The organism is Paenibacillus albicereus (assembly GCF_012676905.1).
Classification (GTDB): Bacteria; Bacillota; Bacilli; order Paenibacillales; family Paenibacillaceae; genus Paenibacillus_O; species Paenibacillus_O albicereus.
Map to the genome: position 1 here is coordinate 3368360 of NZ_CP051428.1, position 22499 is coordinate 3390858.

General features: G+C 57.2%; 33 protein-coding genes and 1 pseudogene. 1 reads left to right on the plus strand and 33 read right to left on the minus strand.

From position 1 onward, the window contains the following. Positions 1-8: 8 nt before the first annotated feature. Both HGI30_RS14895 and HGI30_RS14900 read right to left on the minus strand, forming a co-directional pair. A complete protein-coding gene (locus HGI30_RS14895; protein ID WP_168908273.1) occupies positions 9-2702 on the minus strand; it encodes a discoidin domain-containing protein in 2694 nt (897 codons plus the stop codon). Between the two features lie 340 nt (positions 2703-3042). After that, entirely contained in the window at positions 3043-4296 is a 1254-nt protein-coding gene (locus tag HGI30_RS14900; RefSeq protein WP_168908274.1) for an MFS transporter, read from the minus strand. Positions 4297-4468: 172 nt separating this feature from the next. On the opposite strand from HGI30_RS14900, the gene HGI30_RS14905 reads away from it, so the two are divergent. After that, complete coding sequence (locus HGI30_RS14905; RefSeq protein WP_168908275.1) at positions 4469-5101, plus strand: DUF1796 family putative cysteine peptidase; 633 nt, start codon at positions 4469-4471, stop codon at positions 5099-5101. A 756-nt stretch (positions 5102-5857) separates the two neighbouring features. Here the strand turns inward: HGI30_RS14905 and HGI30_RS14910 are convergent. From HGI30_RS14910 to HGI30_RS15060, 31 genes and pseudogenes are all read right to left on the minus strand, one after another. Beyond that, positions 5858-6232 (minus strand): annotated as a pseudogene (locus tag HGI30_RS14910) (sigma-70 family RNA polymerase sigma factor); the annotation flags it as partial. A 13-nt stretch (positions 6233-6245) separates the two neighbouring features. Further along, on the minus strand, positions 6246-7754 hold the full coding sequence (locus HGI30_RS14915; protein ID WP_168908276.1) for a recombinase family protein: 1509 nt from the start codon (positions 7752-7754) through the stop codon (positions 6246-6248). 204 nt (positions 7755-7958) lie between these two features. Continuing rightward, positions 7959-8438, minus strand: coding sequence for an ArpU family phage packaging/lysis transcriptional regulator (locus HGI30_RS14920; protein ID WP_235680142.1), 480 nt, complete (start codon positions 8436-8438; stop codon positions 7959-7961). A 46-nt stretch (positions 8439-8484) separates the two neighbouring features. Further along, positions 8485-9129, minus strand: a complete 645-nt coding sequence (locus tag HGI30_RS14925; RefSeq protein WP_168908277.1) for a putative metallopeptidase — start codon at positions 9127-9129, stop codon at positions 8485-8487. Positions 9130-9257: 128 nt separating this feature from the next. Continuing rightward, entirely contained in the window at positions 9258-9668 is a 411-nt protein-coding gene (locus tag HGI30_RS14930) for a type II toxin-antitoxin system PemK/MazF family toxin (protein ID WP_168908278.1), read from the minus strand. Beyond that, positions 9655-10002 (minus strand): hypothetical protein, encoded by a 348-nt coding sequence (locus HGI30_RS14935; protein WP_168908279.1) that lies wholly within the window; start codon positions 10000-10002, stop codon positions 9655-9657. The genes HGI30_RS14930 and HGI30_RS14935 overlap by 14 nt, the downstream gene beginning before the upstream one ends. Next, positions 9999-10256: a hypothetical protein gene (locus HGI30_RS14940; RefSeq protein WP_168908280.1), complete on the minus strand. Its 258-nt coding sequence runs from the start codon at positions 10254-10256 to the stop codon at positions 9999-10001. The genes HGI30_RS14935 and HGI30_RS14940 overlap by 4 nt, the downstream gene beginning before the upstream one ends. Next, positions 10253-10612: a hypothetical protein gene (locus HGI30_RS14945; protein WP_168908281.1), complete on the minus strand. Its 360-nt coding sequence runs from the start codon at positions 10610-10612 to the stop codon at positions 10253-10255. The genes HGI30_RS14940 and HGI30_RS14945 overlap by 4 nt, the downstream gene beginning before the upstream one ends. Then, positions 10602-10772: a hypothetical protein gene (locus HGI30_RS14950; RefSeq protein WP_168908282.1), complete on the minus strand. Its 171-nt coding sequence runs from the start codon at positions 10770-10772 to the stop codon at positions 10602-10604. The genes HGI30_RS14945 and HGI30_RS14950 overlap by 11 nt, the downstream gene beginning before the upstream one ends. 416 nt (positions 10773-11188) lie before the next feature. Further along, positions 11189-11914 (minus strand): hypothetical protein, encoded by a 726-nt coding sequence (locus HGI30_RS14955; protein WP_168908283.1) that lies wholly within the window; start codon positions 11912-11914, stop codon positions 11189-11191. Next, positions 11907-12062, minus strand: coding sequence for a hypothetical protein (locus HGI30_RS14960; RefSeq protein WP_168908284.1), 156 nt, complete (start codon positions 12060-12062; stop codon positions 11907-11909). The genes HGI30_RS14955 and HGI30_RS14960 overlap by 8 nt, the downstream gene beginning before the upstream one ends. Beyond that, positions 12059-12313, minus strand: a complete 255-nt coding sequence (locus tag HGI30_RS14965) for a hypothetical protein (RefSeq protein WP_168908285.1) — start codon at positions 12311-12313, stop codon at positions 12059-12061. The genes HGI30_RS14960 and HGI30_RS14965 overlap by 4 nt, the downstream gene beginning before the upstream one ends. A 13-nt stretch (positions 12314-12326) precedes the next feature. After that, complete coding sequence (locus tag HGI30_RS14970; protein WP_168908286.1) at positions 12327-12503, minus strand: hypothetical protein; 177 nt, start codon at positions 12501-12503, stop codon at positions 12327-12329. Continuing rightward, positions 12496-12708, minus strand: a complete 213-nt coding sequence (locus HGI30_RS14975) for a hypothetical protein (protein WP_168908287.1) — start codon at positions 12706-12708, stop codon at positions 12496-12498. Before HGI30_RS14975 ends, HGI30_RS14970 begins: the two co-directional genes overlap by 8 nt. 3 nt (positions 12709-12711) lie before the next feature. Then, positions 12712-12969 carry a hypothetical protein gene (locus HGI30_RS14980; RefSeq protein WP_168908288.1) on the minus strand — a complete coding sequence of 86 codons (258 nt, stop codon included), beginning with the start codon at positions 12967-12969 and terminating at the stop codon, positions 12712-12714. Between the two features lie 22 nt (positions 12970-12991). Next, positions 12992-13324, minus strand: coding sequence for a hypothetical protein (locus HGI30_RS14985; protein WP_168908289.1), 333 nt, complete (start codon positions 13322-13324; stop codon positions 12992-12994). Between the two features lie 51 nt (positions 13325-13375). Then, positions 13376-14374 (minus strand): DNA cytosine methyltransferase, encoded by a 999-nt coding sequence (locus tag HGI30_RS14990; protein ID WP_168908290.1) that lies wholly within the window; start codon positions 14372-14374, stop codon positions 13376-13378. Between the two features lie 32 nt (positions 14375-14406). Beyond that, positions 14407-14604 carry a hypothetical protein gene (locus HGI30_RS14995; protein ID WP_168908291.1) on the minus strand — a complete coding sequence of 66 codons (198 nt, stop codon included), beginning with the start codon at positions 14602-14604 and terminating at the stop codon, positions 14407-14409. Continuing rightward, positions 14604-14981 carry a nucleoside triphosphate pyrophosphohydrolase family protein gene (locus HGI30_RS15000; RefSeq protein WP_168908292.1) on the minus strand — a complete coding sequence of 126 codons (378 nt, stop codon included), beginning with the start codon at positions 14979-14981 and terminating at the stop codon, positions 14604-14606. The genes HGI30_RS14995 and HGI30_RS15000 overlap by 1 nt, the downstream gene beginning before the upstream one ends. Beyond that, positions 14978-15211 carry a DUF3310 domain-containing protein gene (locus HGI30_RS15005; RefSeq protein ID WP_168908293.1) on the minus strand — a complete coding sequence of 78 codons (234 nt, stop codon included), beginning with the start codon at positions 15209-15211 and terminating at the stop codon, positions 14978-14980. Before HGI30_RS15005 ends, HGI30_RS15000 begins: the two co-directional genes overlap by 4 nt. 412 nt (positions 15212-15623) lie before the next feature. Beyond that, a complete protein-coding gene (locus HGI30_RS15010; protein WP_168908294.1) occupies positions 15624-15809 on the minus strand; it encodes a hypothetical protein in 186 nt (61 codons plus the stop codon). Then, positions 15793-16104, minus strand: coding sequence for a hypothetical protein (locus tag HGI30_RS15015; protein WP_168908295.1), 312 nt, complete (start codon positions 16102-16104; stop codon positions 15793-15795). The genes HGI30_RS15010 and HGI30_RS15015 overlap by 17 nt, the downstream gene beginning before the upstream one ends. A gap of 76 nt (positions 16105-16180) precedes the next feature. Continuing rightward, a complete protein-coding gene (locus tag HGI30_RS15020; protein WP_168908296.1) occupies positions 16181-16774 on the minus strand; it encodes a hypothetical protein in 594 nt (197 codons plus the stop codon). 111 nt (positions 16775-16885) lie between these two features. Next, entirely contained in the window at positions 16886-17074 is a 189-nt protein-coding gene (locus HGI30_RS15025) for a hypothetical protein (protein ID WP_168908297.1), read from the minus strand. Beyond that, positions 17058-18392: a replicative DNA helicase gene (locus tag HGI30_RS15030; protein ID WP_168908298.1), complete on the minus strand. Its 1335-nt coding sequence runs from the start codon at positions 18390-18392 to the stop codon at positions 17058-17060. The genes HGI30_RS15025 and HGI30_RS15030 overlap by 17 nt, the downstream gene beginning before the upstream one ends. Further along, positions 18385-18726 carry a replicative helicase loader/inhibitor gene (locus HGI30_RS15035; RefSeq protein WP_168908299.1) on the minus strand — a complete coding sequence of 114 codons (342 nt, stop codon included), beginning with the start codon at positions 18724-18726 and terminating at the stop codon, positions 18385-18387. Before HGI30_RS15035 ends, HGI30_RS15030 begins: the two co-directional genes overlap by 8 nt. Further along, on the minus strand, positions 18659-19576 hold the full coding sequence (locus HGI30_RS15040; protein WP_168908300.1) for a replication protein: 918 nt from the start codon (positions 19574-19576) through the stop codon (positions 18659-18661). Before HGI30_RS15040 ends, HGI30_RS15035 begins: the two co-directional genes overlap by 68 nt. Positions 19577-19581: 5 nt before the next feature. After that, entirely contained in the window at positions 19582-20007 is a 426-nt protein-coding gene (locus tag HGI30_RS15045; protein WP_206109929.1) for an HNH endonuclease, read from the minus strand. 23 nt (positions 20008-20030) lie between these two features. Beyond that, on the minus strand, positions 20031-20342 hold the full coding sequence (locus tag HGI30_RS15050) for a hypothetical protein (protein ID WP_168908302.1): 312 nt from the start codon (positions 20340-20342) through the stop codon (positions 20031-20033). A 343-nt stretch (positions 20343-20685) separates the two neighbouring features. Further along, the gene (recT, locus tag HGI30_RS15055; RefSeq protein ID WP_168908303.1) at positions 20686-21534 is read right to left on the minus strand and encodes a recombination protein RecT; all 849 of its coding nucleotides are present in this window, start codon (positions 21532-21534) and stop codon (positions 20686-20688) included. 2 nt (positions 21535-21536) lie between these two features. Further along, a complete protein-coding gene (locus HGI30_RS15060; RefSeq protein WP_168908304.1) occupies positions 21537-22406 on the minus strand; it encodes a YqaJ viral recombinase family nuclease in 870 nt (289 codons plus the stop codon). Between the last annotated feature and the right edge of the window lie 93 nt (positions 22407-22499).

Consider the following 22499-nt stretch of genomic DNA (forward strand, 5'->3'; position numbering starts at 1 on the left):
GCCTCTGCTCAGCTATGCACGTTCAGCTCGCGGATCGACCACCAGCTGCTCGCCGTGCCGGTCTGCACGATCTTGATATAGCGCGCCGTCTTGGCCGCGAACGTCGCCGTCACGACCGGACCGCTGCCGGTTCCCGTCGCGACCGGACTGCCCCAGCTCGCGCCGTCGGCCGAGACGTACACCTCGTAGCCGCGCGCATAGTCGCTGTCGCTGCCCGTCGAGTCCATGACCAGCTTGCCGAACGTCTTGGACGCCTTCATGTCGATCGTGATCGACTGGCCCGGCGCCATCGCGGCGCCCGTGCTCCAGCGCGTCGCCATGCTGCCGTCCAGCAGGTTCGCCGCGACGTCGCCGCTCGACGGCGCGCTGCTCGCCGTCCAGCCCGTGCGGTCAAGCGCCGCGCCTGGCGTCGGCGTTGGCGTTGGCGTCGGGGTCGTGCCGGTGCCGTACACGTTCAGCTCGCGGATCGACCACCAGCTGCTCGCCGTGCCGGTCTGCACGATCTTGATATAGCGCGCCGTCTTGGCCGCGAACGTCGCCGTCACGACCGGTCCGCTGCCCGTTCCTGTCGCGACCGGACTGCCCCAGCTCGCGCCGTCGGCCGAGACATACACCTCATAGCCGCGCGCGTAGTCGCCGTCGCTGCCCGTCGAGTCCATGACCAGCTTGCCGAACGTCTTGGACACTTTCATGTCGATCGTGATCGACTGGCCGGGCGCCATCGCCGCGCCCGTGCTCCAGCGCGTCGCCATGCTGCCGTCCAGCAGGTTGGAGGCTGGATCGCCGCTCGACGGACTGCTGCTCGCCGTCCAGCCCGTGCGGTCGAGCGCCGCGCCCGGCGTCGGGGTCGGCGTTGCTGTCGGGGTTGGCGTCGGCGTGGCTGTCGGGGTCGGCGTTGCTGTCGGAGTCGGCGTCGGCGTCGCCGATCCGTTGCCGGCCCATTCCGCCAGCGTCTGGCGCATCGCCTCGGCAGGCGTGTTCGCATAGACGCGGCCGCCGATATCGTTGACGATGTGGCTGATCTCGCTGCCTGCCGTGCCGGACAGCCAGATCGTCGTCATGTTGTGGAACTTCACGCCCGGCGCGTTCGGCGCCTCGATGGCGCTGTTCAGCTTGACCGCCGCGTCGCGGAAGTAGGAGTAGATGCCGAGCCCCCACGCCTCGTGGGTCGTCACGCCGGCTCCGACCTTGTAGGAGGCGTAGCCGTTCACCGCGCCGCCGCCGCTTTTCCAAGCCGCCTGGTTCGGCACGTCGTACGGAATCTCGGACTGATAGAAGTACAGGCGCCCGCCATTGCCGTTCCAGACGGTCTGGTACTCGTTATGATGCTCGTTGAACAGGCCGTACAGCGTCACGTCGGTTCCGTTGACGACGAGGCCGTTCTTGGAGACATTGGACGTCCAGCCCGCCCCGGCGCCGTGGTCGGCGCGCCAGATCCAGAAATGGTCGCCGATGACGTCGTTGCTGTTGATGCGCAGGCTGATGTCGTTGCGGCCGTTCGACGCTCCGCCGGTGCGGAAGGTCAGGTCGTGGAGCGAGGTCGGATTCGACTGGTGGCGCGCCGTGCTGCCTTGCGGCCCGACGTCCAGCAGCACCGGCGAGTTGGCCGGACCGGCGTCGAACGTGAGGCCGGCGATCTTCACGCCGTCCACGTCGGCCACGGTCATCGCCGCCAGCCCCGTATCCGGCACGAGCGTCGGGATGCCGATGCCGAGCACGACCGTGTTGGGAGAGGTGATCCGGATCGTATCGTTCAGATGGTAGATGCCGGGCGTGAACAGCAGATGCTTGCCTTGGGCCAGCGCCGCGTTGAGCGTCGCTGCGGTAGCGCTTTCAGGACGCGCGATGTAAAATTGGCCGATCGGAATCGACTGGCCCGGCGTGGAGCCGGCCGCCCAGCTGACGCCTTGCGTCCCGCTCTGCAGCGACGGCACGAATACCTGGTACTGGCCGCTGCCGTCGATGTACAGGTACGGCTTCTCGCGGATGACCGGCGTCGTCGGCACGACCGTATAGGGCGGATCGGGGAACGTGCCGGACGGCGCGTTCTTGCTGCCGACGAACATCATGTTCCAGACGCCGTTCGTCCACTCGTTCCATTCGCTGTTGCGCGAGAACCACTGCTGCTGCGACGCCGGCACGACCTTGCCGTCGACCTTGGAGTCGGCGAGGAAGCCGCCGCTCGCCCAGCCGGCGTTCCAGTTGGAGTCGAAGTCGAACAAGTCGAGCTCGCCCTTGATGTTCAGCCGGCGCAGCGGCGCGGCTTGCGAGACGGCGATCTGCGTCTTGCCGCTGGTCGGAGCCAGCGTCATATTCTCGATCGCCCGCCAGAAGTTGCGGGTCGCGTTGCCGTTGTCCCAATCGGCGTTCACGTTCACGCCTCCGGTGACGGTGACGTCGCCGGGGTTGCGGCCGAGGCCGGCCACATGGGTATAGAAGCCGACGTTGAAGTTGACGTTGTACGAGCCCGGCTTGAACAGGAGCGCCTTGCGGCTGCTGCTGAATTCGGCGGACTCCAGCGCGCCGAAGATCGACGTCGCCGTGGCGGAGATGTCCGCCGCCGGCATCGACGGGTCGAACACGTACACATCCGGTCCGAACATCGTCGTATTGGCGTCGCTGACCGGAGCGGCGGCAGCCGTTCCGGCGGCCAGGCCGCCGAGCGCCAGCGCCGCCGCGGCCGTCAGGATCATTCTCTTCATGGTTCATCCTCCTTTGAGTTGGCCTTGCGCATGCGGTAAAGCCCATGTCGTTGAAATCGTTTTCAAAAAGGTCGTGCCTCGCCTCCCTCGTGACGGTTCGCAGCCGTCCGTCGCGCTGCGGCCTCCGCTCTCGCGGATGGCATCCCCAGTATAAGTCGGCCTTCGGCTCCTGAATACGGGCTTTTTCCAAGTTCTTGAAAAAACAAACCCAACGGCTGAAGTTTGCGCAGGCGCGTCAAAAAGCCCGTCCCGCGAGCGGAGGCTCGCGGGACGGGCTGGAGCGGGATTGTCTGACGAAGCCGTGAGCCGCTCACGCCTCCTTGCCGATCCGACCTGCTCCTCAGCCTTCGCCATGCGCAGGCGCGGGCTCGTCCCGGCGGACCAGCAGCAGCAGCAGGAACTGCAGGCCGGCCATCGCGACGAGCACGCCGGCCATGACGGCAGGCTGCAGGCCGCCGGCGGCGAGCAGCAGGATGCCGATGGAGATGACCCGGCCCGCATTGAGGAACAGCTCGCGCATGATGACGGACTCCACCCTCAGATTGCCCTTGAGCGGCAGCGTGCCGATGAGGCGGTAGTAATAGGAGGTCAGCGTGTTGACCGCGAGCGGGTTGAAGATCGAGAACAGCATCATGAACCCGACGACCGACCAGAGCGAGACGTCGATCAGCAGCAGCGACGCTCCGATCGTGACGCCGCTGGAGGACAGCAGCAGGTACTTGTGGACCTGTTCCTTTTGGGCGGAGCGGGAAATGACATAGCCCGTCGCGACCGTCAGCGCGGAGAAGAAGACGCCGAGGTAGCCGACCCAGTCCTCGCGCCCGACGGTGCGGAAGAGCAGGATGTTCGGGAGGAACAGCATGACCCCTTGGAACAGCCCGAATACGAGGAACCCGTACAGCGCCAGCAGCCAGCGGCGGTTTTTGCCCATGAGCAGGCCCATCAGCTTCAGGTAGTAGGTCCGATGCCGGTCCGGCTTGAACGGGATGCGGAAGCTGACGGCCGCCGCGATGACGAACATGAGGAAGGCCAGGGCGAAGATCACGATGTAGCCCTGCAGCCCCTCGCTGCGGCGGATGATGAAGCCAGCGAGCGCAGGCCCGGCGAGGCCGGCCGAGTTGAAGCAGATCATGTTGAACGCGAGGTAGCGGATCCGGTTGGCCTCGGTCGAGACGTCGTACTGGAGCACGAGGTAGCCGACCCAGTAGAAGCCCGACGAGATGCCGTTCAGCAAGGCGAAGAGCACGAAGAACTCGGCCACGTTTTCCTGAGCGATGACGACGAGCAGGTAGAAGATCGCGATCATGACGATGCCGAGCCGGTACGCCACCATCCGGTCCTTGCGCTTGGCGAGCCAGCCCCCGAGCGCGAATGCCGCCGGCGTGATGCCGAAGCTGATGATGTTGTACAGGCCGTTCACCGTCAAGCTTTCCGTCAGCCGCCACAGATACAGGTTGAGGAACAGCCCCGACATCGACGCTCCGAATTGAAAGCAGCTGTGGATGAGGAGCGAGACGACCGCGTCCTTGCCGAGCCTTCTTTCCGGCGGAAGCGCCGCGCGAGCGGGCAGCCTCCACCTTAGCCTTGAGCCCATTTCTTCTCTTCCTTCCGTCTCTCCCGCGCCCGGCCGTTGCCGGAGGGCGGGAATGGTGTCAGGACGGATTATAGCACCGCCTGCCCCATTTGTCCCGCTTTCTGCGCCAGCCCTGTCCTTCTATCGATTCGCGGCATCTACTGATAGAAAGCCGAACGAGGAGGGGCATCTCATGATGACGCTTTCTGAACTGAAGGGACCTTACGACGCGATCTACAGCCTCGGCCACAACTGCCTGCCCGGCGTGCAGTTATCGAAGAACGGCCTCCGTCGCTACTCCGGGCCGATCGACTGGATGGGCTCTCCGCTGCTGAGCGGCGTCTCGCGCGCCTTGCAGGAGCGCTTCGCGAACTTCATGGAGCTGCGCAATCTCAGCGTCACCGGCATCGATCCCAATGCCGGCTGCTATCTCGTGCATGACCTCGCCTATCATATCGTCTCCAACCACGACTATCCCGTGCGCGCCGATCCTGCCGAGGCGCTGCTCCCCTATCCGGAGGTAAAGGCCAAGCTCGACCGCCGCGTCGAGAGGATGCTCGGCAAGCTCGCCGGCAGCAGCCGCATCCTGCTTGTACGCACCGAAGGCAGCTACCCCGAGCTGTTCGAGCTGCAGCTCGTGCTGCGCTCGCTCGTCGGGGCGACGTTCGCTGTCCTCTACGTGCAGCATGGCGATGCCGAGGGCATCGTCGACCTCGGCTGGCGCATCCCGCATGTGTGCGCCGTGCAGATTCCCCGCGTCCCCGACATGTTCCATGACAATGACGCAATCTGGCGCGAGCTGCTGGCGGGCATCTATCACGTTTAAAGGTCTCGCGCTGGCGCGAGCTGCTGGCGGGCATCTATCACGTTTAAAGGTCTCGCGCCGGCAGCGGCGCGAGCTGCTGGCGGGCATCTACGCTGGCAGCGAGCTGCTGGTAGGACTAGAGCACGTCCAACGGTGCTAATGCCGGAGGGACGGGACCGCCGGCCACGTTGCTTCTCCCACAGCTCTAACGACGCGTCATAAGCTTAGAAGCCTGGATTTCCACTTTTCCACTTTCTAACGACGCCTCAGACGCTTAGAACTATCCATTATTTCTATAGGAATAGATGGAACGTCATTTCTGCCCGCTAAGCGTCTAACGAGTCGTTAAAGTATAGCGAGGGTTGAAATCGGCCTCGCAACGAGCTGATTCGTCGTTAGCTTTCGCCGACGGCTTCGCAGCCGATGCGCAATCGTCCTGGCAATCGAAATTCGTGCATATGCCATCCGAATCTTTGTGAAAACGCGCCGCGCGGCGGGGCAGACGCCTCGTCGCTTTTTAGCCTGATTCTCGCTTTCACCTGCAAGGAAGCTTCCCGCTTGGCAGCCTTCTCTGTCGCGGCCGGCCTGAAGGCGCTGCAGCCCAGAGCAGCAGCCGAGCCGGCGCAGCATCGGCTTGCTCGATCTTCTTTAGGTCGTCAAGGGGATACCGCGCACATCAGGAAAGACGCCGAAAAGGCCCGACGGACATGCAGAAAGGCCGCCCTCCGCAAACGGAGAACGGCCGTATCGACTCGATGACGCGCGAAAGGCGAGCCTTCACTTCTTCGCCTTGTAGAACTCGTGGTACAGCTTCATCAGCGCGCGCTTCTCGATCCGCGAGACGTAGCTGCGGCTGATGCCGAGCTCCTTAGCGATTTCCCGCTGCGTGCGCTCCTCGCCTCCGTGCTCCAGCCCGAACCGGGCGATGACCACTTCCTTCTCCCGCTCGTCGAGGATGTCGAGGTTCTTGTAGATTTTCGACTTCTCGATCTTCAGCTGCACCTTCTCGACGACATCGTCATGCTCGGAGCCGAGGATATCGATCAGCGTAATTTCGTTGCCTTCCTTGTCCGTGCCGATCGGATCATGCAGGGAGACGTCCTTGCGCGTCTTCTTCAAGCTGCGAAGGTGCATCAGGATTTCAAGTCTAATGTCTGTAGATATTCTAAAAGCCGTATATATCCACCCGTTCTCCTTTGTAGACGCGCACCTCGCGCACCAAGGACCGGATAATTTCCTGTTTGTCTTCAAAACTGAGGTTGTCGAGATCTTTCGAGAGGTAATGCGCGATAAGGTCGTCCTCAGCTTGTTTAGTAAATTCTCTGCTTTTCTGGTTACCCATCTTCACCTGCAACTGTTCCAAGTTGGATTTCATCTGTTTTTCTTTCTCCGCTAGGTCACGAAGCTCATTCCGGATATCGGATTGCCCGATTTCGTCTTCGATTTCAGCAAAAAGCTTAATCAAGTTCTTCCGGCGGTTGCCGACCTTCTCAATTTCTTTCTCAATTCTCTCGAACTCCAATTCTTCAAGTGAACGATCTGGCCTTGCCACTTCCTCAGCCGCCGCTGTTTGATGGTCCGATCTTGTGAGCCAGGCAAGTACAGTTTGCCACACCTCTTCATCGAGCTTCTCGCAACTAATCCTCATTCCACACCCTTTAAACTTTGCGCCAGAGAAGTTCTTGGTGTCAGAATACTCCAGTTTGTGCTTGCCCCAATGCTTGGCGCGAAGACCGGTCATTGTGTTTTCGCATTCACCGCACCTAACGAGGCCAGACAAGAGGTATTTTCTTAATCCTTCTTTGGCAAAGCGGCGCTTTGACTCGCCGATAAGTTGCTGTGCACGAGCAAATTGAACTTCTTCTATGATCGGAGGAATACTTAACTCAATCCATTCGGATTCAGGCCTTTCCCTCATCGGTATCTTTTCATCTGGATCACGATATTTGTTCCCAAGCATACCTTCTGTGTTCCACCGGTTTTGAAAGTAGTTCCCCACATACGATTGATTGAGGAGAATTTGGCGAACAACTTGTCGATGCCAAACGGGCGCCCCTCTTTTGGTCGGCACACCTTGACTTGTAAGGAAATTTGCAATTCCGTTAATACCTTTGACAGGGCTGTCGGGGAGAGTAAAGAGATCGAATATCATTTTTACGACCTTTGATTCGTCGGGATGAATTTCGTACATCGAGGATTCAGTATTGAAGTTGTACCCGTAGAGTTGGGAGTTTTTCACGACTTTCCCTTGACGAGCCTTCTCTTTACGACCGCGGCCCATCCGTTCTGTAATTTTTGCTTTTTCAAATTCCGAAACTGCTCCGCGGATTTGGTAGAAAAGCCGGCCTTCTGGAGACTTTTCGTACTCGCTGTTGACGAATACCAGCTTAGCGCGCTTCTCTATCTCCTCCGTGATAATGAGTTGATTCATGAGATTTCGGCTCCAGCGGTCCGGATCATAAACGATGACCGTACTGATGACTCCGTCACGGACATCATTACGCAGTTTTTCTAGAGCGGGACGTTCCAGGAACTCTCCGGAGTATCCCTCATCAATATACTCGAGGACATCATTCCCCTTGGCTTTGTTCTTGCACTGCCGAATCTGGTCCTTGATGCTGTATCCGTTCTTCGCTTGTTCCTCCGTCGATACCCTCACGTAGATCCCGATCATGGAGTTCCCTCCTCGCCTTCTTTCGGAGGTAATTGTAGCACGCTCGTACAGCACTGTCATTAGAATCGCCTGGTATGAAGTTAATATGCATCTGCGGACACCTCCCGCTATAAGGGTATGACTGGTCAGCCTGTACTCTTGCCTCGCTCATCCAAGTTCCTTACTTTCCGACACAAAGGACAAGTCCTCTGTGCCGGCGTAGGTTTAATGGTCTCTCGTCAGATCCTTGACCTGCAGCAGCCGGAAGTCATGGAAGATGAATGCGAGGCGATAAAATGCGCGGAGCCGGATCTCCATGTAGCGGTTTTTCCCCATCGGCATGTCGGTCTGGAAAACGTCAAGGTCTCGCTTGTACTCATCCTCCATGTACCGGAACTCAATGAGTTTGCGCTCCGTGACCGGGAGCTTTCGGACGCCAGCACGCACCTTCTCGAGGTAAGTCCGGCGCCGTTCCGGCTCGTCTACGTTGTACATGGCAATGCTGGCCGTCTGGTCGCTTGTTGTGCCGGTGTAGCTGCGGGGCATGTCCGAGTAACTGGCGGTCATGCTCGCCTCTCGCTCCTCGAATGTAATGCTCTTGTAAAAAAGGAACTTGTCGAAGACAGCCTCGATTGCAGCCTGCGTCTTTTTCCCGTCCAAGTCGTTCAGGTTTGGCAGCGGGCCAAGATCAAATTCCTGCTGCACTTTGCCTCCACCCCCTTAGAAGAGGGGCCCGAAGGCCCCGTGCTGCTTAAAACGGCACGCTGTGCGGGTCTACGCCGTCCATAGGATCGTCGGCCGCGGCAGCAGCTTGCTCGAGCGTGACCTGCCGGCGCTCGTCGTACTCTTCGTCCGGGTCGCTATCGGCATGCCCGGCGGGCTCCTGCGACTCTTGAGACGACGCGGTGACGTCCTCGATGGTCAACTGCCCTGCTTCGTCCAGCGCCTTGGAAAAGCTCTTGATTTCGTCCATCGCGATACCGTGCCGGCGGATGACGTTGTTAAATGCCTCAATGTCCGGGGGAATCGACTTGAGGATCGGCCGTCCGTCTGCAGCCTCTTTGATGTCACCGTCTTTGTTGGTCGACACCTCGAGCGAGTAAAGCTGATGGTCGAGGATGTAGCGCTTTTGGTTAGGCTTCATGACTGCCCACGCGTCGGCATTGAGGATGAGTGCTGCGTCTTTTTTCGTTTCTTGGCGATAGAGTTCATTGAAAATAGCGAACTTGCCGAAGACCATCTTGCCCTTTGCTTTCCATCCGCCGTGCCGCATCTTGATGATGATGTGCGAGTCCCCCAGATCGTCATGATGCTTCTCGATCAACTCATGGAGCAGTCCGTATACCTCCTGCGGTGCGTCGGACAGGTACTTTTCCTTTTTGGGTGCTCGTGCCATATGATTGCTCCTCTCGTGGGGTTAGTCCCCGATATGATGGTCATCCGACTCGGTGTCGGCTTGCAGCTCGGCTAGCTTTTGCTCTGCCTCTAGCGCCCTTTGGCGCCAGTATTCCAGGTCTTCAACAGTCATCCTTTTGCAACTGCCCCCTTATTGTCTGCTCGAGCAGGCAATGCCAAGCTGCACAGTAATGCCCGCTCGATCTCCCGCATGTCGCGGTCTGACACGCTATCTATTTTGTGCACGACTTGGTATTTGTTGATGGTCACTAGCTGCTCTAGCAACACTGTGTTGCCTGTCATCCTGCCGTCAAACCTCCCCGACAGCCGGGCATGTGTCGGGAGAAAATTCTTGTGTCTCGAGGTGATTGGAGCCACGATGAGGCATGGACTCACTTCGTTGCCACGGTTGTTTTGGATGACGACCACTGGACGGCAGCCGGCTTGGACGTGGGACTCTTCCGGCTGTTCGCCAAGATCAACCAGGAGAATGTCTCCTCGGTAGATATTGACGCATTCTCCCATGTCAGTCTTTTTCATGGGTGCCCTCCTCAATCAGTTCAAGGGCTTCTGGTGCATAGTAGGCGGTGTAAGGCCAATCGTAGCGAGGATGCGGTACTACAACTCGCACACGCTTGCCGCTCTCACTGTAGCCTGTTACCGTTCCTTCAACTTTCTTTCTTGCGCGACTCCGCACCCTATCCCCCGCCTTGAACTTCGGCGGCTCCGGTGTTGGCGGGTCGAATGCGCCGGACTTGATCTTGCCAATTGTCATGTCAAGCGCTTTGGCTTCGTCCTGTCTATTCTCACGCTGGGAGTAGTGCAGCTCGCGTTCCAACCACTCAAGCTGCTTATCTGCGTCAATCAGCCTCATGTGTTGCCCTCCTTCATCTTGGCGTTGATCCAATTCACGGCGTCAGCCGCTGCCTGCTCCTTAGTCTCGAAAGTCGGATCGCCTACTCCGTCTTCCTCACGTCTCAAGGAGCTATAGTAAAAGGGCTCACTGACGTGCCAGTACCAGCGATTGTGCCTGTACTTATCCTGCGACACCGAGACGGTGACGCCTTTGCGCTTGCCCTGCCATGTCGCATATCCGTCCAGCCAGCGGGTTTTGTCGTAGAGTTTCATCCGCTTGACTCCCCCCTCAGCGCCAGGATGGCCGCTATGGTGATGGCTAAGAGGAGTTCTCCTGGCTGCCCACTATGCTCGGCGTAATCGCCGTCTGGTTTATAAAACCGGACATGTGCTTCGTTGGGATGAGTTTCAATACCGACCTCCCACCCCCGCCGCTGCATCTCCTCGATGACCTGCCCTGCTCCTTCCCATGTGGTGGAGGGAGTGAAGTCTTTTGACGTGCACTGGATGACTCCCGCGAAAACCCATGCCGGCCGGCCGCTGAAAGGCATCTCAATCTCGTCCCAGCCCAGCGCCCGCGCCAACTCCGCATCCAACTCCGGCCCGGCGGGCATCGTCCTAATGTCCATTGGGGGCCTCCTTGTAGTAATGCAGGAGCTTTTCTTTCATGACAACGTGATTTGGTTCAAAGTCTCCGTCCAGTACAACGTGGTCGCCGCCTACGCGAGCAACGGTGACGATAGAACCGTCATAGATCTTCTGCAGCTTTTGTCCGGCTTCAATCTTCATGCTCCCTCTCCCTCCTTGAACAGCCCTGCGTCTTTTCGCATCTTCCATTCGCAGTATTTTTGACAGTCTTCTTTGCGCTCAAAGTAGTTTCTAAGATGCCCATTCGCTTCAATTTCTTCAAATTTCGTTACGCCTGGTACATAAATACTTGCAGATGACCTCGACCTGTACTCAAGACTGTCATAATTCCTTCCGCTCGTGATCCTATAGTAAAAGAATGCTCGTCGACTCTCGTGACTGTAATTCATTTCGTAAAGCTCGTTTTCTGCTGTTAACCAAAGGGTTATTCTTTGACTGCACGTGCAGTTTTCCGCCATTCTGTTTCCGAGGGGGGTAACATATTCGATTTTCCTTTGTTCATCTCCCACCGCCGATCCCGAAGCGCTTCCCGCGTCTCGCGGTACTCGTCGCCTACGTCACCCATCGGTTCTATCTCCTTTCAGCTTCTTGAGGAAGTCTAGCGCTCGCTGGCCGCCGTCGACCTGAACCTTGCTCGGCATAACTCCGTATCCTCGAGGCTGGCAGTAGTAGACGCTGTCCTCCTCTTCCGTCACGTCCCCGTACCACTCCAGCGCCTCGACGGCCTCTTCCAGCCGCTGGCGAAGCTGGTCGCTCTCCTGCACCGCGTCCTGGCGCTGGCCGTCGATCTGCTGCAGCTTGTCCCGCAAGCGATCGTTCTCGGCCTGCAGGCGGTCGGCCCGGTCGCGCTGCTCATCCAGCAAGGTTGCATTATGCAGGGCTTGGAGGTGATTCGCGCCCATCCGCGCTTCCAGCCGCTCGATCTCTCCCTGCTGGCGCTGTACCTCTGCCTGCAGATGAGCATACTCCTTTACCGTCTCCTCAACCTTTTCGCGGTAGGCATTCTGCCAGTGCAGCGCTGATCGTCTTGCATCTTCGACATGCCCTTCGCACCAGAGCGCCTTCCATTCGGCAGCGGCCAAATCCGCCTTCAGCCGCTGTACCTCGGCTAGGAGGGATCGGAGGTCGACGAGGAACACATGCCTGTTCTCTCCCAGGTACCCGTCTCCCTTGATCCAGAGGTCGGTGCCATCGAGTTTCAAACTGGACGGCTTCTCCAGCGCCTGCACGATCTCCGCCATCTGCTCCGCCGTCATGGGGGCGGGCTGCTGTTCGTTACTCATGGGCGGCCTCCTCGTCGAACATGACTTTTTCCCATTCGTCTTGCAAAGCCGCTTCCTCTTCACCGATGTTATACAGTTCCGCCTGCAGCTCGCGTTTCCGCTCAATCAGGTTGTCGATCTTCTCTGCCACTTCCTGACGTCTACTCATGGGCGGTCTCCTAAAATGATTTCAATGCTACTAGGCTCACCGATGGCTTTTGCCGTCACCTGATAGCCTATTCCCATAGCGGCCGTAAGCCGCATCAAAATGTCCGAACGTGCTTCTGTGTCAAAGTGGCAGACCATTCCTCCGATCGTGTGGGCCGCCATTGACAACAAGGCATAGAGCTTTTCCTCTGATGCACACTTGCCGGACTCATTTATCAGGTATTTCGCTACATTTTCGAATGTCGGTTCCATCCGCTATCCCTCCTTAGGAGCCCCCATGGGCTTCCCTCGCAATCTGCATCATGGCCGGGTAGGTGTCCCTCTTGATCGCTTCGATCGTTTCCGCCATCTCCCGAAACGTCATGCCGTCGTCCTCGATCATGCGGCGCATACCATCGACTACTAGCGCCTGGCTGATTTTGTTCAGGTTGGTTCTACTCATGTGCTGCCTCTTCAGCCTCTCGGACTACCTTGCTTATAAAGGTGGTTGCGAGGCATTGGATTTTCTCGCCTTGGCGGCCGCCCTTGAGGATTCTCCGGTACTCGACGCTATAGCCGAGATAAGATTGGAAGAGCCTCTCTACTTTGCGATCAGGTCCAGTCGTCATGATGTATGTCTTACCGGGCTGAATATCCTCTACTTTCATTCGCTATCCCTCCTTGACCGCCGCCACACACTCGCGGAACCGGCGCTTAATGAAATCGTCGTGCCGGGCGCTCGCCACGTTGGGATGGCGGTGCCGTTGCCGGAGATACTCCGGTCCGACATGGTCGATTGATGCAGGCGGGCTGGCCCACCACGAATCCGTCCAGCGCCCGGTGCCATCGGTAAACCGGCTCATGTAACCGTCGATTTTGCCATCCGGCTTGTCGCGATACGGCCACATCTCGAATTTCAGTCGTGCCATGCTATCCCTCCTTGGGAGGCCCCTAGGGGCGCTCCGCTGTATAAATCTTTGCCCGCTCCCGGCCCTGTCGCTGCCGTTGATACTCATCTGGCAGCTGCGCCTTACCATGCAGGCCCATGTGATGCGGGCATAAATCCCGGTCCTTGCCCACGTTGGTCGCGCATTTATCGCAAATGGGCAGGTCGCACGTTTCGTATTTGTCGCCTCGGTTTGCCTCGATAAAGTCCTTGTAATCCCGGAAGAACGTCAATGGATTGCTGTAGTCGACGACATAATCGCACCAGCGGTTGACCGGGTTACGCTTGCAGACTGCGCATATGCCGTTGCTGCCGAACGAATCAATGACATCAGCCAACCGTTCCCCTCCTTGGAAGCCGTAGCCTCCCTGTGTTGTGCCCCCTGGGGGCTAGATGACCAGTTGGAGCTGTCCGTCCCGCGCCGCCGTGAACCAATCATGCTGCTCCGTCGGCGCAAGCACTGCCTCGAAGATCGCTTCGAGCACCTGTACGACGATGGAGTTGCCGGCCAGCTTGTAGAGCGCGGCGTTTCGCTTGCCCGGCATGCTCGGAAATTCAGCGGCCGCAGCGTCGAAGTCCTCATCCGTGAACCCCATGAGCCGCCAGCATTCGCGCTCCGTCAGGTATCGGTACTGTCCGCCCTCCTGCCGGATGATGCCGGCGTTCGGGCAGCGGTCCTGCCGTGTGCTGATGGTCCAGCAGCTGTCCTCGATCACGTCCAACGGGCGATACTTGCCGCGCACCGCCGGGTTGAACTCCTCGATTCGGTTGAGCATGGAGGGGATGTTGATCTGATACTGCTCGCCGGTGACGTCCGGCTCCAGGAACTCGTTGATGTGCCTCATCGGCCGCCGGCGGAGCCGCCCGAAGTCGAAGGCCGGCCCGCCGAGCGTGCTGATCGTGAACACCCGGTTCCTGTTCTGTGGAATGCCAAAGTCCATCGCATTGATGACGTCGAAGCTGTTGGTGTAGCCCAAACGTTCCATGTCCCGCTGATACTTGTTGAAGCTATGAATGATGTCGCTATCCAAGACGCCCTTGACGTTTTCCCAAACAACAACTTTCGGTCGCCACTCTCCCATGGCCTCAATGATTCGGAGTGTCTCCCACATCAGCGAGCTGCGCGTCTTGTCCTCGTCTTTGCCGCCAAGCCTCTTGCCGGATCGGCTGTAGTCCTGGCACGGGCTGCCATGGACCAGGATGTCTGGCCGCAGGTTCCATCCGACGACCGACTGCGGCTTGTGCAGCCGATCGTACATGGCGTTGTAGCTGCGCACTGCCTTGGCGTCGATCTCGACGTAGTCGATCGCTTTGTGCTCGACGCCTAGGTTGATGAGCGCCTTCCTCGGAGCGCCGATGCCGCCGAAGAGCTCGAGGATCTTGATCACTCCCTATCCCTCCTTATGAAACTGACAGGCTGTCAGGACTGAACTTCGCCTTTGGCCCATTTCTCGAAGGCGTCCTCGTAGCACCGACCTTGTGCTCCGTCCGTGCCGTTTTTCTTGATGCGGATGTAGCTGACATGGTACGTCCTGCATGTTCTGGAAGGGTCCATGGCGAGAACTCGCCGGTTCGGGCCTTTTTCGCCGTAGTAGGTCTTCCCAACCACAATCTCCATCAGAGCACCTTCCCGCCGTGACGGACCGGTCGAGTGGCGTTGTAAGCCATCTTCTCGGCGATGATGCTTTCCAGATCGATGCCGTACCGGCCTGCGGCGTCAAGCACCCGAATGACGATGTCGGCCAGCTCGGAAGGGATGCCGCAGGGCTTGTCGCCGTTTTCGTACCACACCTCGTCCGGCTGCTTCCCGACCCGGAAGTCCTCCAGCGCCTCTGATGCCTCGCTGTGGATCAAGGCGATGATCTCTCCGAAGCTGCGATCCTCATCCCACCATCCTTTAGAGATAGCGTTTTGGTGAGCAGCGTTTACGAGGTCATTGATTCTGGCCGGCGCCACGCCTTCGGGCAACTGGACGGTCTTGATTGGTTGGGTCATTGATTTCTCTCCTCTGGATTGGATTTTTGCTTCAAGTAATCGTTGATGTACCATGCGGCTTTTTTAATGTCCTCGTCTCCGTTTTTGTGGTTAGAGCGCCAGCAATACTTGATTGCATTGCCCTTTACAAAGCCGCGGAACTCCTCTGGCGTAAGGGCTGCTCGGATCGCTTCAATGCACTCAATGCCTCCGGCGTTGTAATGACTCGGATGATTGACTTGGTCGCTCATTACTATTGCTCCTTCCGCTTTTTGCGCTTTCGGCCGCGTCCATCTGTATGAAGTCCATGCTTTTTCATTTGGTGGCTGACGGTCGAGTGGGAAATGCTGTACTTGATTGCGATCTGGTTAATCGTCAGGCCTGCAGCAGAGTCGGCCTGGTACATCTCCCGTGTGATGACGGGCATGTGTCCGTCGCCGCGCCTGCGGGCTCCAGAGGGTAGTTCCTGAGGCTGCCGGGGCTCAACCTTGGGGTAAGGGATACCACGGTCCGCTGCGGTCGGGATGAGGTGGTTTTTGCCCTCTATGTGCCATTGATGCTCCTGCTCCGTCATCTGGTAGACAGCCACTCCGCTCGACCCCTCAAACGGCCTGGTATCCATCTTGGGGACTGCCCGGTGCGAGCCAGCTGGCATAAAGTCACTCATCGCGGCAGCCTCACTTTCTTTTGGTAGTCGACCTTGCCGATCGGGTACGACTTCCTTCGGTGATCGATTTCTTCTTGCGCGGCGAGCTTGTCGGCAGTTGTCGCCATCGGGTCATCGTAGAGGATGATCATCAATTGAGCGCGGCTCGCTTTTCGAAAATTGGGTTCAGTCACCGTCTTCACCCTCATCATCTTCATCCTGCGTTTGATCCGTATTTCCGCCTGTAGACAAGCGTTTCGCGATTGCTTCACGCTGCTCGGGCGTCAATATCCTCTCCGCAATGATGCGGACGTTTTTCTCCTTTAAAGTCCACCTTCCGGAAATAACTCTTTCCCCGTCGTATTCCGGGTTAATCGGAGCTCCTGCGATCTTTGTCAGCTTGCGTATATGAGGCTGGAACGCAGACCAAGCTACCCAAACCCGCTCTACTGAATCAAATCTCAAAATGGTTTCTTGCTCTTCGCGCGAATATGTCATCGCTACCTCCTCGAAATAAGAACACTCGTTTGGTCAAATGGGCGTAAGAGCCCGCTGCCGAGCTGGTGCGCGGCATTTATGCGTTATGAAGGATCTTGGTCGTGACATCGACTTGATAGGGCAGCGTGTCCAGCAGCGGCTGCAGTTCGCGCATCCGGTAGAGGTTAAGGGCGGCTCGGGCAATGATGTAAGCGTCGATGATGTTGTCCGATCGCTTCAGCCCGGCTACGGGGTAGCCGAAGTGCTGAATTGATGCTCGCTTCACTTCAGCCTTTTTCTCGGGACCGGTCAGGCGGCGCTTGTTGCCCGTCTCGCCCGTCCATCCGGTGACCCCGACATACTGCTTGGTCCATATCGGGTTGATCTCGTTGTAGCGTAGCTGCCGGCGGATAATCATGGACCGAAGACCGCCGTGTAGTGCGCCTGTTGTTAAAGGCTTCTGTGTTTTCGCCGCCGCCTGCTCGATAACGATCTCATCGCCAGGCTTCAGGAGCCGGTATAACTGGTTTTCGAGGTCGACTAGCTGCGGCATGCTGATTTCCCTACCCTTGCCCTTCTCGCCGGCGCCTATCAGTTCGAGCTCCTCCAAAATGCTGCCGTCGTAGTCGAGGGCGACGAAGCCGGTCTTCGTGGCCGGATCCACCCCTACGAAGCGCATCGCTTCTTCCACCTTCCGAGAATTTCCCTATCCCACGGCAGCTCCAGGACATAAAAAACTTGTCCGATGACCCGGCCGCGCTTATCAAAGATGACTTGCCCCGGCCTTGTTTGCATGATGGGGTCAACCTTTGGCATCTGCTGCATCCCTCCATCGGTATCGTTGGGCTTGATCGGCTACGTAGTCGTAGGTGCGCATGAGCTTGTCTCGTTCGGGTCCGCCGAAGAGGGGGTCGTCCAACTTCTTTGCCTTTTCACGTAGCCATGTCAGCGAGTTTTCGTATTGCTTGTCGTCCTCAATGCGCTTTGTCACGCGCCTCAGCCGCCTTCCTGCGGTCCTCGTCGGTGATGTTAAGGAAACGGCCGGTCGTCTTATTAAAGGCCATCTCGACGACTCCTGTGCCCACATCGCGCCCCTTTGCGACAATCACCTCGACGATGTTTTTCTTCTCGCTTTCCTTGTCGTAGTAGTCGTCCCGATAAAGGAAGATCACGATGTCGGCATCGCTCTCGATTGAACCCGATTCCCGAAGGTCGCTCATCATTGGGCGTTTGTCCTGGCGCTTTTCGCAGTCACGGCCGACTGCAGAGATTGCGATGACAGGGATGTTGTATCGGCGCGCCAACTGCTTCAGTCCCTTGGACACGTAGGCAATCCGCTCATGATCGCTTTTGAACCGCTGGTCCGTCTGCACCAGCTGCAAGAAGTCGATGTAGACGACCAGATTTGGGTTGACCTTAACCAACTGCTTAACCTCTCGGGAGATGTGCTGGAACGTCATGCCGGCCGTGTCGTCTATGGAGATCGGCAGCCGATCGAGTTCGTCCATCGCATAGCTCCAGCGCTCCCAATCCGAATCGGAAAAGGCGCCGCTTTTCATCTTCTTGCCGTCGATGTTGCCAAGCACCGAAAGGAACCGTTCGCCGATCCTCTTGTCTGGCATCTCCAGAGAGAACAACACCGCTTCGTATCCGCCTTTGGCAGCAGCAATCATGTCGTTTACGATGTAGGCGGTTTTGCCCATAGATGGCCGCGCCGCGATGATTTCAAGGTCGCTACGTTGGTGGCCGCCGGTCAGTTTATCCAATTCAGCGCTCGCCGTCTGTGCGCCGGTCATCCCCCGCTGCTGGCTCCGCTTGTGCAGCTCCTTCGAGTGTCCCGCGAGCACATCGCTCATCTTCTTCACGCTGCTGGTCGCCGGGCCATTCTTGATCGCGGCAATCTCTTCGAGAGCAGCTTGAGCTTTGCTGACGTATTCTGCCGCGGTGCTCGCCCCTCCGGATCCGACATCGGCCATCATTCGCAGCGTGTCTTCTGTCCGCCGGCGAATGTAGCTATCCCGGATAATTGCCTGATGCTTTTGGAGGTTGTCTTGGCTGTAAGACGAGCTTGCCAATTCAGCTAGGTAAGATGGTCCGCCGATCTTAAACAGATCCGTTCCAGAGCGCTCGGCCATCATCACGAGGTCGAGCGTGCCCTCTTGCTCGTAAATCACTTTAAAATATTCGAGGATTAGCCGATGCCGCTCGTCCTGCAACTCTTCCGGCTGAATGTAGATCTCGTCCATTAAATCCGGTTGGAGCAGGGCAGCACCGAGGACGGATATTTCTGCGTAGAGCTTGTCACTCATTGACGTCACCGCCCCGCAGCATTTTCGGAATCAACCGCTCTGGCAGCGGTACTGCTTGCTGATGCCATCCCTCGATCTCCCGCAGCCGTTCTGCTGTCTCCGAGCGCAGCTGGGCGTAATCGGTAAACTGGCCGGGGTCTCGGGCGATGATGTCCGCGGCTGTTGGCGGATAGGGACTCTGCTGCATGAACGACTTCAAGTTCAGCTTGGCGGCCTCGAACGACATGGCCTCCATCAGCGAGTGCCAGACTGCTGATTTTTCCTCGCTAATCTCGAAATGCTGGTAGTTGCTCCGTATGATCGCCATAAGCTGGATGACCTCTGTCTTCTTCACGGCGAGCCTCCTCATACATCATCTGCAGGCGCTCCTTCTCGGCATCAAACTTGGACTGCCGAGCTGCCGGCGCTGCAGGCTTATTCAAGAGCCCTTCCGGATCTACTCTGTCGTAGTCCAAAAATCGTTGCTGGTTTAAATAGGTGGATGGATGAGGGATGTAAGACGTTTGGGTTTGGAGCATCTTATGCGTCTCTGCGAAATTCTTCGTATGAAGGATGATTTTGATTGGATCAAAGCCCGGTTCTTTCTGCAGCTTTTTCCATGCTTTCTGAGCAGCTGCTTTTGAGATCCGTCTGGGGTAGGCATTCCAGAACTCATCAAAGCTATTTTCGCTTTCTTTAATTATTACTTTCTTTAAAAGATCTTTTTCTTTATCTGGGGGGCCAATCGTGTACCTAATAGTAGCTACTTTAGGTGCACAATCGTGTACCTCATAAGCTTTATTAGGGACACAATCGTGTACCTGATCTTTTTCTTCATTAGGTACATGATCGTGTACCTTAAAATCTGAATCCATCTGCTCACCACCTCTAGCGATTTTCCATGTGTCATAATCCTTGTTGAATGCAAGGCGCCTCGAAGTTGTTCGAGAAGCTCTTTTCGTAACGACCAGGACTCGGGCTTCAATTAAGGCTGCCAATTCCCGTTTAACCGCGCTTTCTGATAAGCCGGTGTGGCCGTGTAAGAACGTAATTGAAAAGTCGTGGTCCTTTCTCGACCACCCGTAGGTGTTCCGCCAAATTACCAAGATGAGCCGCATCTGGGCGCCGTTGAACTTGAAGAAAGGAACTTGTTCCATTAGCTCATTTGCGACCTTGGTGAACTCGTCGGGCTGCGGGTTTGCCATTCACCTCACACCTGTCTCAGGATCAACCCCGATTCTTCAAGTGACTTTCTTCCTTTTTTCGTATTGCATGTCCGGCATGCCGTAACGAGGTTATCCAGTGTTGTTGGTCCACCCGCGCTTTCTGGAATTACATGATCCGCTGTCAATTCGTCTTCGGATCCGCAATAACGACAAGCGTGGCCGTCGCGCTTCAGCATTGCAATTCTTAATGTCTGCGAAATTGGTTGTTTCTTTTTGGGAGATGGCTGGGAGTTGTTCGGTTCGCCAAAGAGGAGATCATGCGCTTTTTGAAGACATAGGTAGCAGAGATCAAAATCTTTTTTATTCCATCTCACCGAAGGAATGGATGGGAGATCGCAACCACAGTCATTACATTTTCGAAGTGGAAACTCCTCGCCCATCAACCAATACGTTCGTTTCGTGGTTGTCACCTCGGACATCTCACCTCACCCGTTCATCTTATTTGGTAGAGCCTGTCGATTGCCCGAGCCTTCTCGATGCCTTTGGCTGCAGCTAACTCGATGATTTGCATGATGCATGTAAGGCGGATACGTTCGGTCTGTTCTCTCGCAGCGTCCACTTCATCCATAAGGCGTCGCTGCTCGTTACGCAACTGAATGACATTATCCTGGAGGCGCTCAGCTGCCTCTGTCACCTGGATGAGCTTGGCGTCGTAATTGTTGATCATTTCAGTTACAATTCGGTTTTCTGTAGCCGAGTAAGGATATTTCGAGCATTGATGGCGTAACTGTGCGACCTGGACCATTCATTTGCCCTCCGTTCGATATAAATGCTTCCTAAACTGTTCCGCCCATTCCCGACCTTCTCGGGTATAGTCGACCCACCAGTGACAAGTCCCACTATTCACGGACGGCCCGCACAGCATTGCGACATCGCGCTCCGTCGTCTCCTCCAGCTTCCAGCGCCTGACGAGGTGTGCACATTGGAGCATCCAGGCATCGCGCCGGCCGCACCGCTCGCAGCGTCCTCTGGCCCTTTCGGCAGCCTTGCCGTATACCGCTGGGGTTATCTGACCTCGCTGCTTGGCTGTCTTCTTGGTCCGTTTGTGGGTGGGCTTTGGAGCCGGGGTGAAGTCTCCGATCGGCATGCTACTGCGCTGATTCGCCGATCTCTTGGCGAGGTTCTTCGTTTTCCTGTGGCTGCCAGTCCGTAACGTCGATGACTTCAGACATGTCGGACGAAACTTCCCGCTTTGTCGTCTCGTCCATCGAAACGGCCTTGGCAAACTCGACGCTGATCGGCATGTATTTCATAAGGCCTTTCAAGACGGTCTTCTTCGCCATCTCGTCGAAGTGGTCGACCCATGGCCCGTACTTCGCTTTGCTGAACTTGTCGCGGTGCTTCTCGATATCTTTTTTGCTCATGACCAGAAAAGAGTACCCGCCGTCCTTGAACTTGGCGTAGGCGTAGTATTTCGTGACAGTTCCGCGCTCGCCATCTGCAGGAACATGCCGGAGCTTCTCCCCGGTACCGTACTCGTACTCGAAAAGGTCATTTTCATACACCTCATGAGCGACGATGCTGCTGATCTGCCCCGTACGGCGGGCCAGCTCCAGCAAGCCCTTGTAGCCAATCTGGAACTGCGCTTCTTCTACGGTCGCAATGACCTTGCCCGTGTTGGGGTCCTTCTTCCGGTTCGTGTAAGGGACCAGGTACGCATGACCGAGGACGGATGGCTCAAGGCCGAGTTGAGCGCATTGCATGACGGCTCCAAGGAGAGATTCCGGTGTGCATACCTTGAGCTTCGGGTTGGTCCGGATTGACGTTGTTGCAATGCGCAGCAGCCGCTCCGGCGTCATGTGCTGGGGGATCGCTTGGGCGATGGCCGGCTTCATTTGCTCGAACAGGTCGCCGATCGTCGGCCCCTTCTTAGCGCCGCCTGCTGCTTGGTTTGCGAGCTGATTGGATATCCCGCTTTGATCTACCGTTTTGGTCATGACTATTCTTCGCCTCCGACGACCTTGAAGGGTCTATTTTTTGCATTGCTCCGCCAGGTGAAGACAGGATCGCCTTGGAAATACGCCACGTCGGCGTCGCCAATCATGCCCTTCAACTGGTTCTTTGCAGCCTCTTCCTGCTGCTTGTAAATGCGGCCGTACTTCCGGGCTTCGTAGAGGGATTGCATGAATTCATAGGCGGTTTCAGGAAGATCGACTTTCTTGGACGGTTCCGACTGTGGGTAGAGGTCGTTCAGATACTGGGAGTCTTGATGGGAGAATGCAGGAGGTTGTTTTGCCTGTACATTGTCATGCCAGAAATTCGACTCGATCGTGATGAGGTTGGAGATGAGTTCTTCGTCTCGTTCAATGACGCGCCACTGGAAGTTCCAACCACCGATCAGGACTGCGATAAACCAGCGTGCTGCCCCGGTGACGGCCATGTAGTGATTGCACTGTAGGATGTATTCCGTAGGCGCCTGGGTGCCTGCCCAGTCGTCCTTCGCGTATTCCGAGGTGTTCTTGCATTCGAGCCCAGCGTTCAGCCCCGGCAGCCAACGGTCGATGTTCGCAAACATAAACTCATATTCCGGATGCTTGAAAATTGCATTCCTCTTCTGTACCTTGTAGCCGGTGTCGTCCGCGAACCAATCCGCAATGAGCGGCTCCATCTTCCGGCCGGCCGCCATCTTCGGGTTATCCTCGAGCGGAGGCAGTTCGCCGATCTTATCGAGGTAGACGCTCATAGCTGACTTGTACCGGCTCATATTGCAGATCGCCGCGACATCCGATCCGCCGATGCCTTTCCTGCGCCATTCCAGCCAATCCTCATGCGAAAGGTTGACGGTGCTGACTACGCGCTTTGCTTTCATCAGCGCAGCCCCTCCTGGATCTCCCGGATGCATCCCAGGCATACGCTCTTCTCGCCGATTTTTCGGTGTACTTCCGCCTGACCACAAAAGTTA

Bases quoted from the DNA above. Each gene is read 5' to 3' on its own strand.
- HGI30_RS14895 (WP_168908273.1), bottom strand. From the start codon at position 2,702: ATGAAGAGAATGATCCTGACGGCCGCGGCGGCGCTGGCGCTCGGCGGC.
- HGI30_RS15015 (WP_168908295.1), bottom strand. From the start codon at position 16,104: ATGACATATTCGCGCGAAGAGCAAGAAACCATTTTGAGATTTGATTCA.
- HGI30_RS14965 (WP_168908285.1), bottom strand. From the start codon at position 12,313: ATGGAACCGACATTCGAAAATGTAGCGAAATACCTGATAAATGAGTCC.
- HGI30_RS15050 (WP_168908302.1), bottom strand. From the start codon at position 20,342: ATGGTCCAGGTCGCACAGTTACGCCATCAATGCTCGAAATATCCTTAC.
- HGI30_RS15030 (WP_168908298.1), bottom strand. From the start codon at position 18,392: ATGAGTGACAAGCTCTACGCAGAAATATCCGTCCTCGGTGCTGCCCTG.
- HGI30_RS14900 (WP_168908274.1), bottom strand. From the start codon at position 4,296: ATGGGCTCAAGGCTAAGGTGGAGGCTGCCCGCTCGCGCGGCGCTTCCG.
- HGI30_RS15005 (WP_168908293.1), bottom strand. From the start codon at position 15,211: ATGAGCGACCAAGTCAATCATCCGAGTCATTACAACGCCGGAGGCATT.
- HGI30_RS14940 (WP_168908280.1), bottom strand. From the start codon at position 10,256: ATGAAACTCTACGACAAAACCCGCTGGCTGGACGGATATGCGACATGG.
- HGI30_RS14930 (WP_168908278.1), bottom strand. From the start codon at position 9,668: ATGAAAAAGACTGACATGGGAGAATGCGTCAATATCTACCGAGGAGAC.
- HGI30_RS15060 (WP_168908304.1), bottom strand. From the start codon at position 22,406: ATGAAAGCAAAGCGCGTAGTCAGCACCGTCAACCTTTCGCATGAGGAT.
- HGI30_RS14970 (WP_168908286.1), bottom strand. From the start codon at position 12,503: ATGAGTAGAACCAACCTGAACAAAATCAGCCAGGCGCTAGTAGTCGAT.
- HGI30_RS14905 (WP_168908275.1), top strand. From the start codon at position 4,469: ATGATGACGCTTTCTGAACTGAAGGGACCTTACGACGCGATCTACAGC.
- HGI30_RS14925 (WP_168908277.1), bottom strand. From the start codon at position 9,129: ATGGCACGAGCACCCAAAAAGGAAAAGTACCTGTCCGACGCACCGCAG.
- HGI30_RS14950 (WP_168908282.1), bottom strand. From the start codon at position 10,772: ATGAAGATTGAAGCCGGACAAAAGCTGCAGAAGATCTATGACGGTTCT.
- HGI30_RS14915 (WP_168908276.1), bottom strand. From the start codon at position 7,754: ATGATCGGGATCTACGTGAGGGTATCGACGGAGGAACAAGCGAAGAAC.
- HGI30_RS14955 (WP_168908283.1), bottom strand. From the start codon at position 11,914: ATGAGTAACGAACAGCAGCCCGCCCCCATGACGGCGGAGCAGATGGCG.
- HGI30_RS14960 (WP_168908284.1), bottom strand. From the start codon at position 12,062: ATGAGTAGACGTCAGGAAGTGGCAGAGAAGATCGACAACCTGATTGAG.
- recT (WP_168908303.1), bottom strand. From the start codon at position 21,534: ATGACCAAAACGGTAGATCAAAGCGGGATATCCAATCAGCTCGCAAAC.
- HGI30_RS14980 (WP_168908288.1), bottom strand. From the start codon at position 12,969: ATGGCACGACTGAAATTCGAGATGTGGCCGTATCGCGACAAGCCGGAT.
- HGI30_RS14935 (WP_168908279.1), bottom strand. From the start codon at position 10,002: ATGAGGCTGATTGACGCAGATAAGCAGCTTGAGTGGTTGGAACGCGAG.
- HGI30_RS15040 (WP_168908300.1), bottom strand. From the start codon at position 19,576: ATGGCAAACCCGCAGCCCGACGAGTTCACCAAGGTCGCAAATGAGCTA.
- HGI30_RS14975 (WP_168908287.1), bottom strand. From the start codon at position 12,708: ATGAAAGTAGAGGATATTCAGCCCGGTAAGACATACATCATGACGACT.
- HGI30_RS14945 (WP_168908281.1), bottom strand. From the start codon at position 10,612: ATGGACATTAGGACGATGCCCGCCGGGCCGGAGTTGGATGCGGAGTTG.
- HGI30_RS14995 (WP_168908291.1), bottom strand. From the start codon at position 14,604: ATGGAGATTGTGGTTGGGAAGACCTACTACGGCGAAAAAGGCCCGAAC.
- HGI30_RS15000 (WP_168908292.1), bottom strand. From the start codon at position 14,981: ATGACCCAACCAATCAAGACCGTCCAGTTGCCCGAAGGCGTGGCGCCG.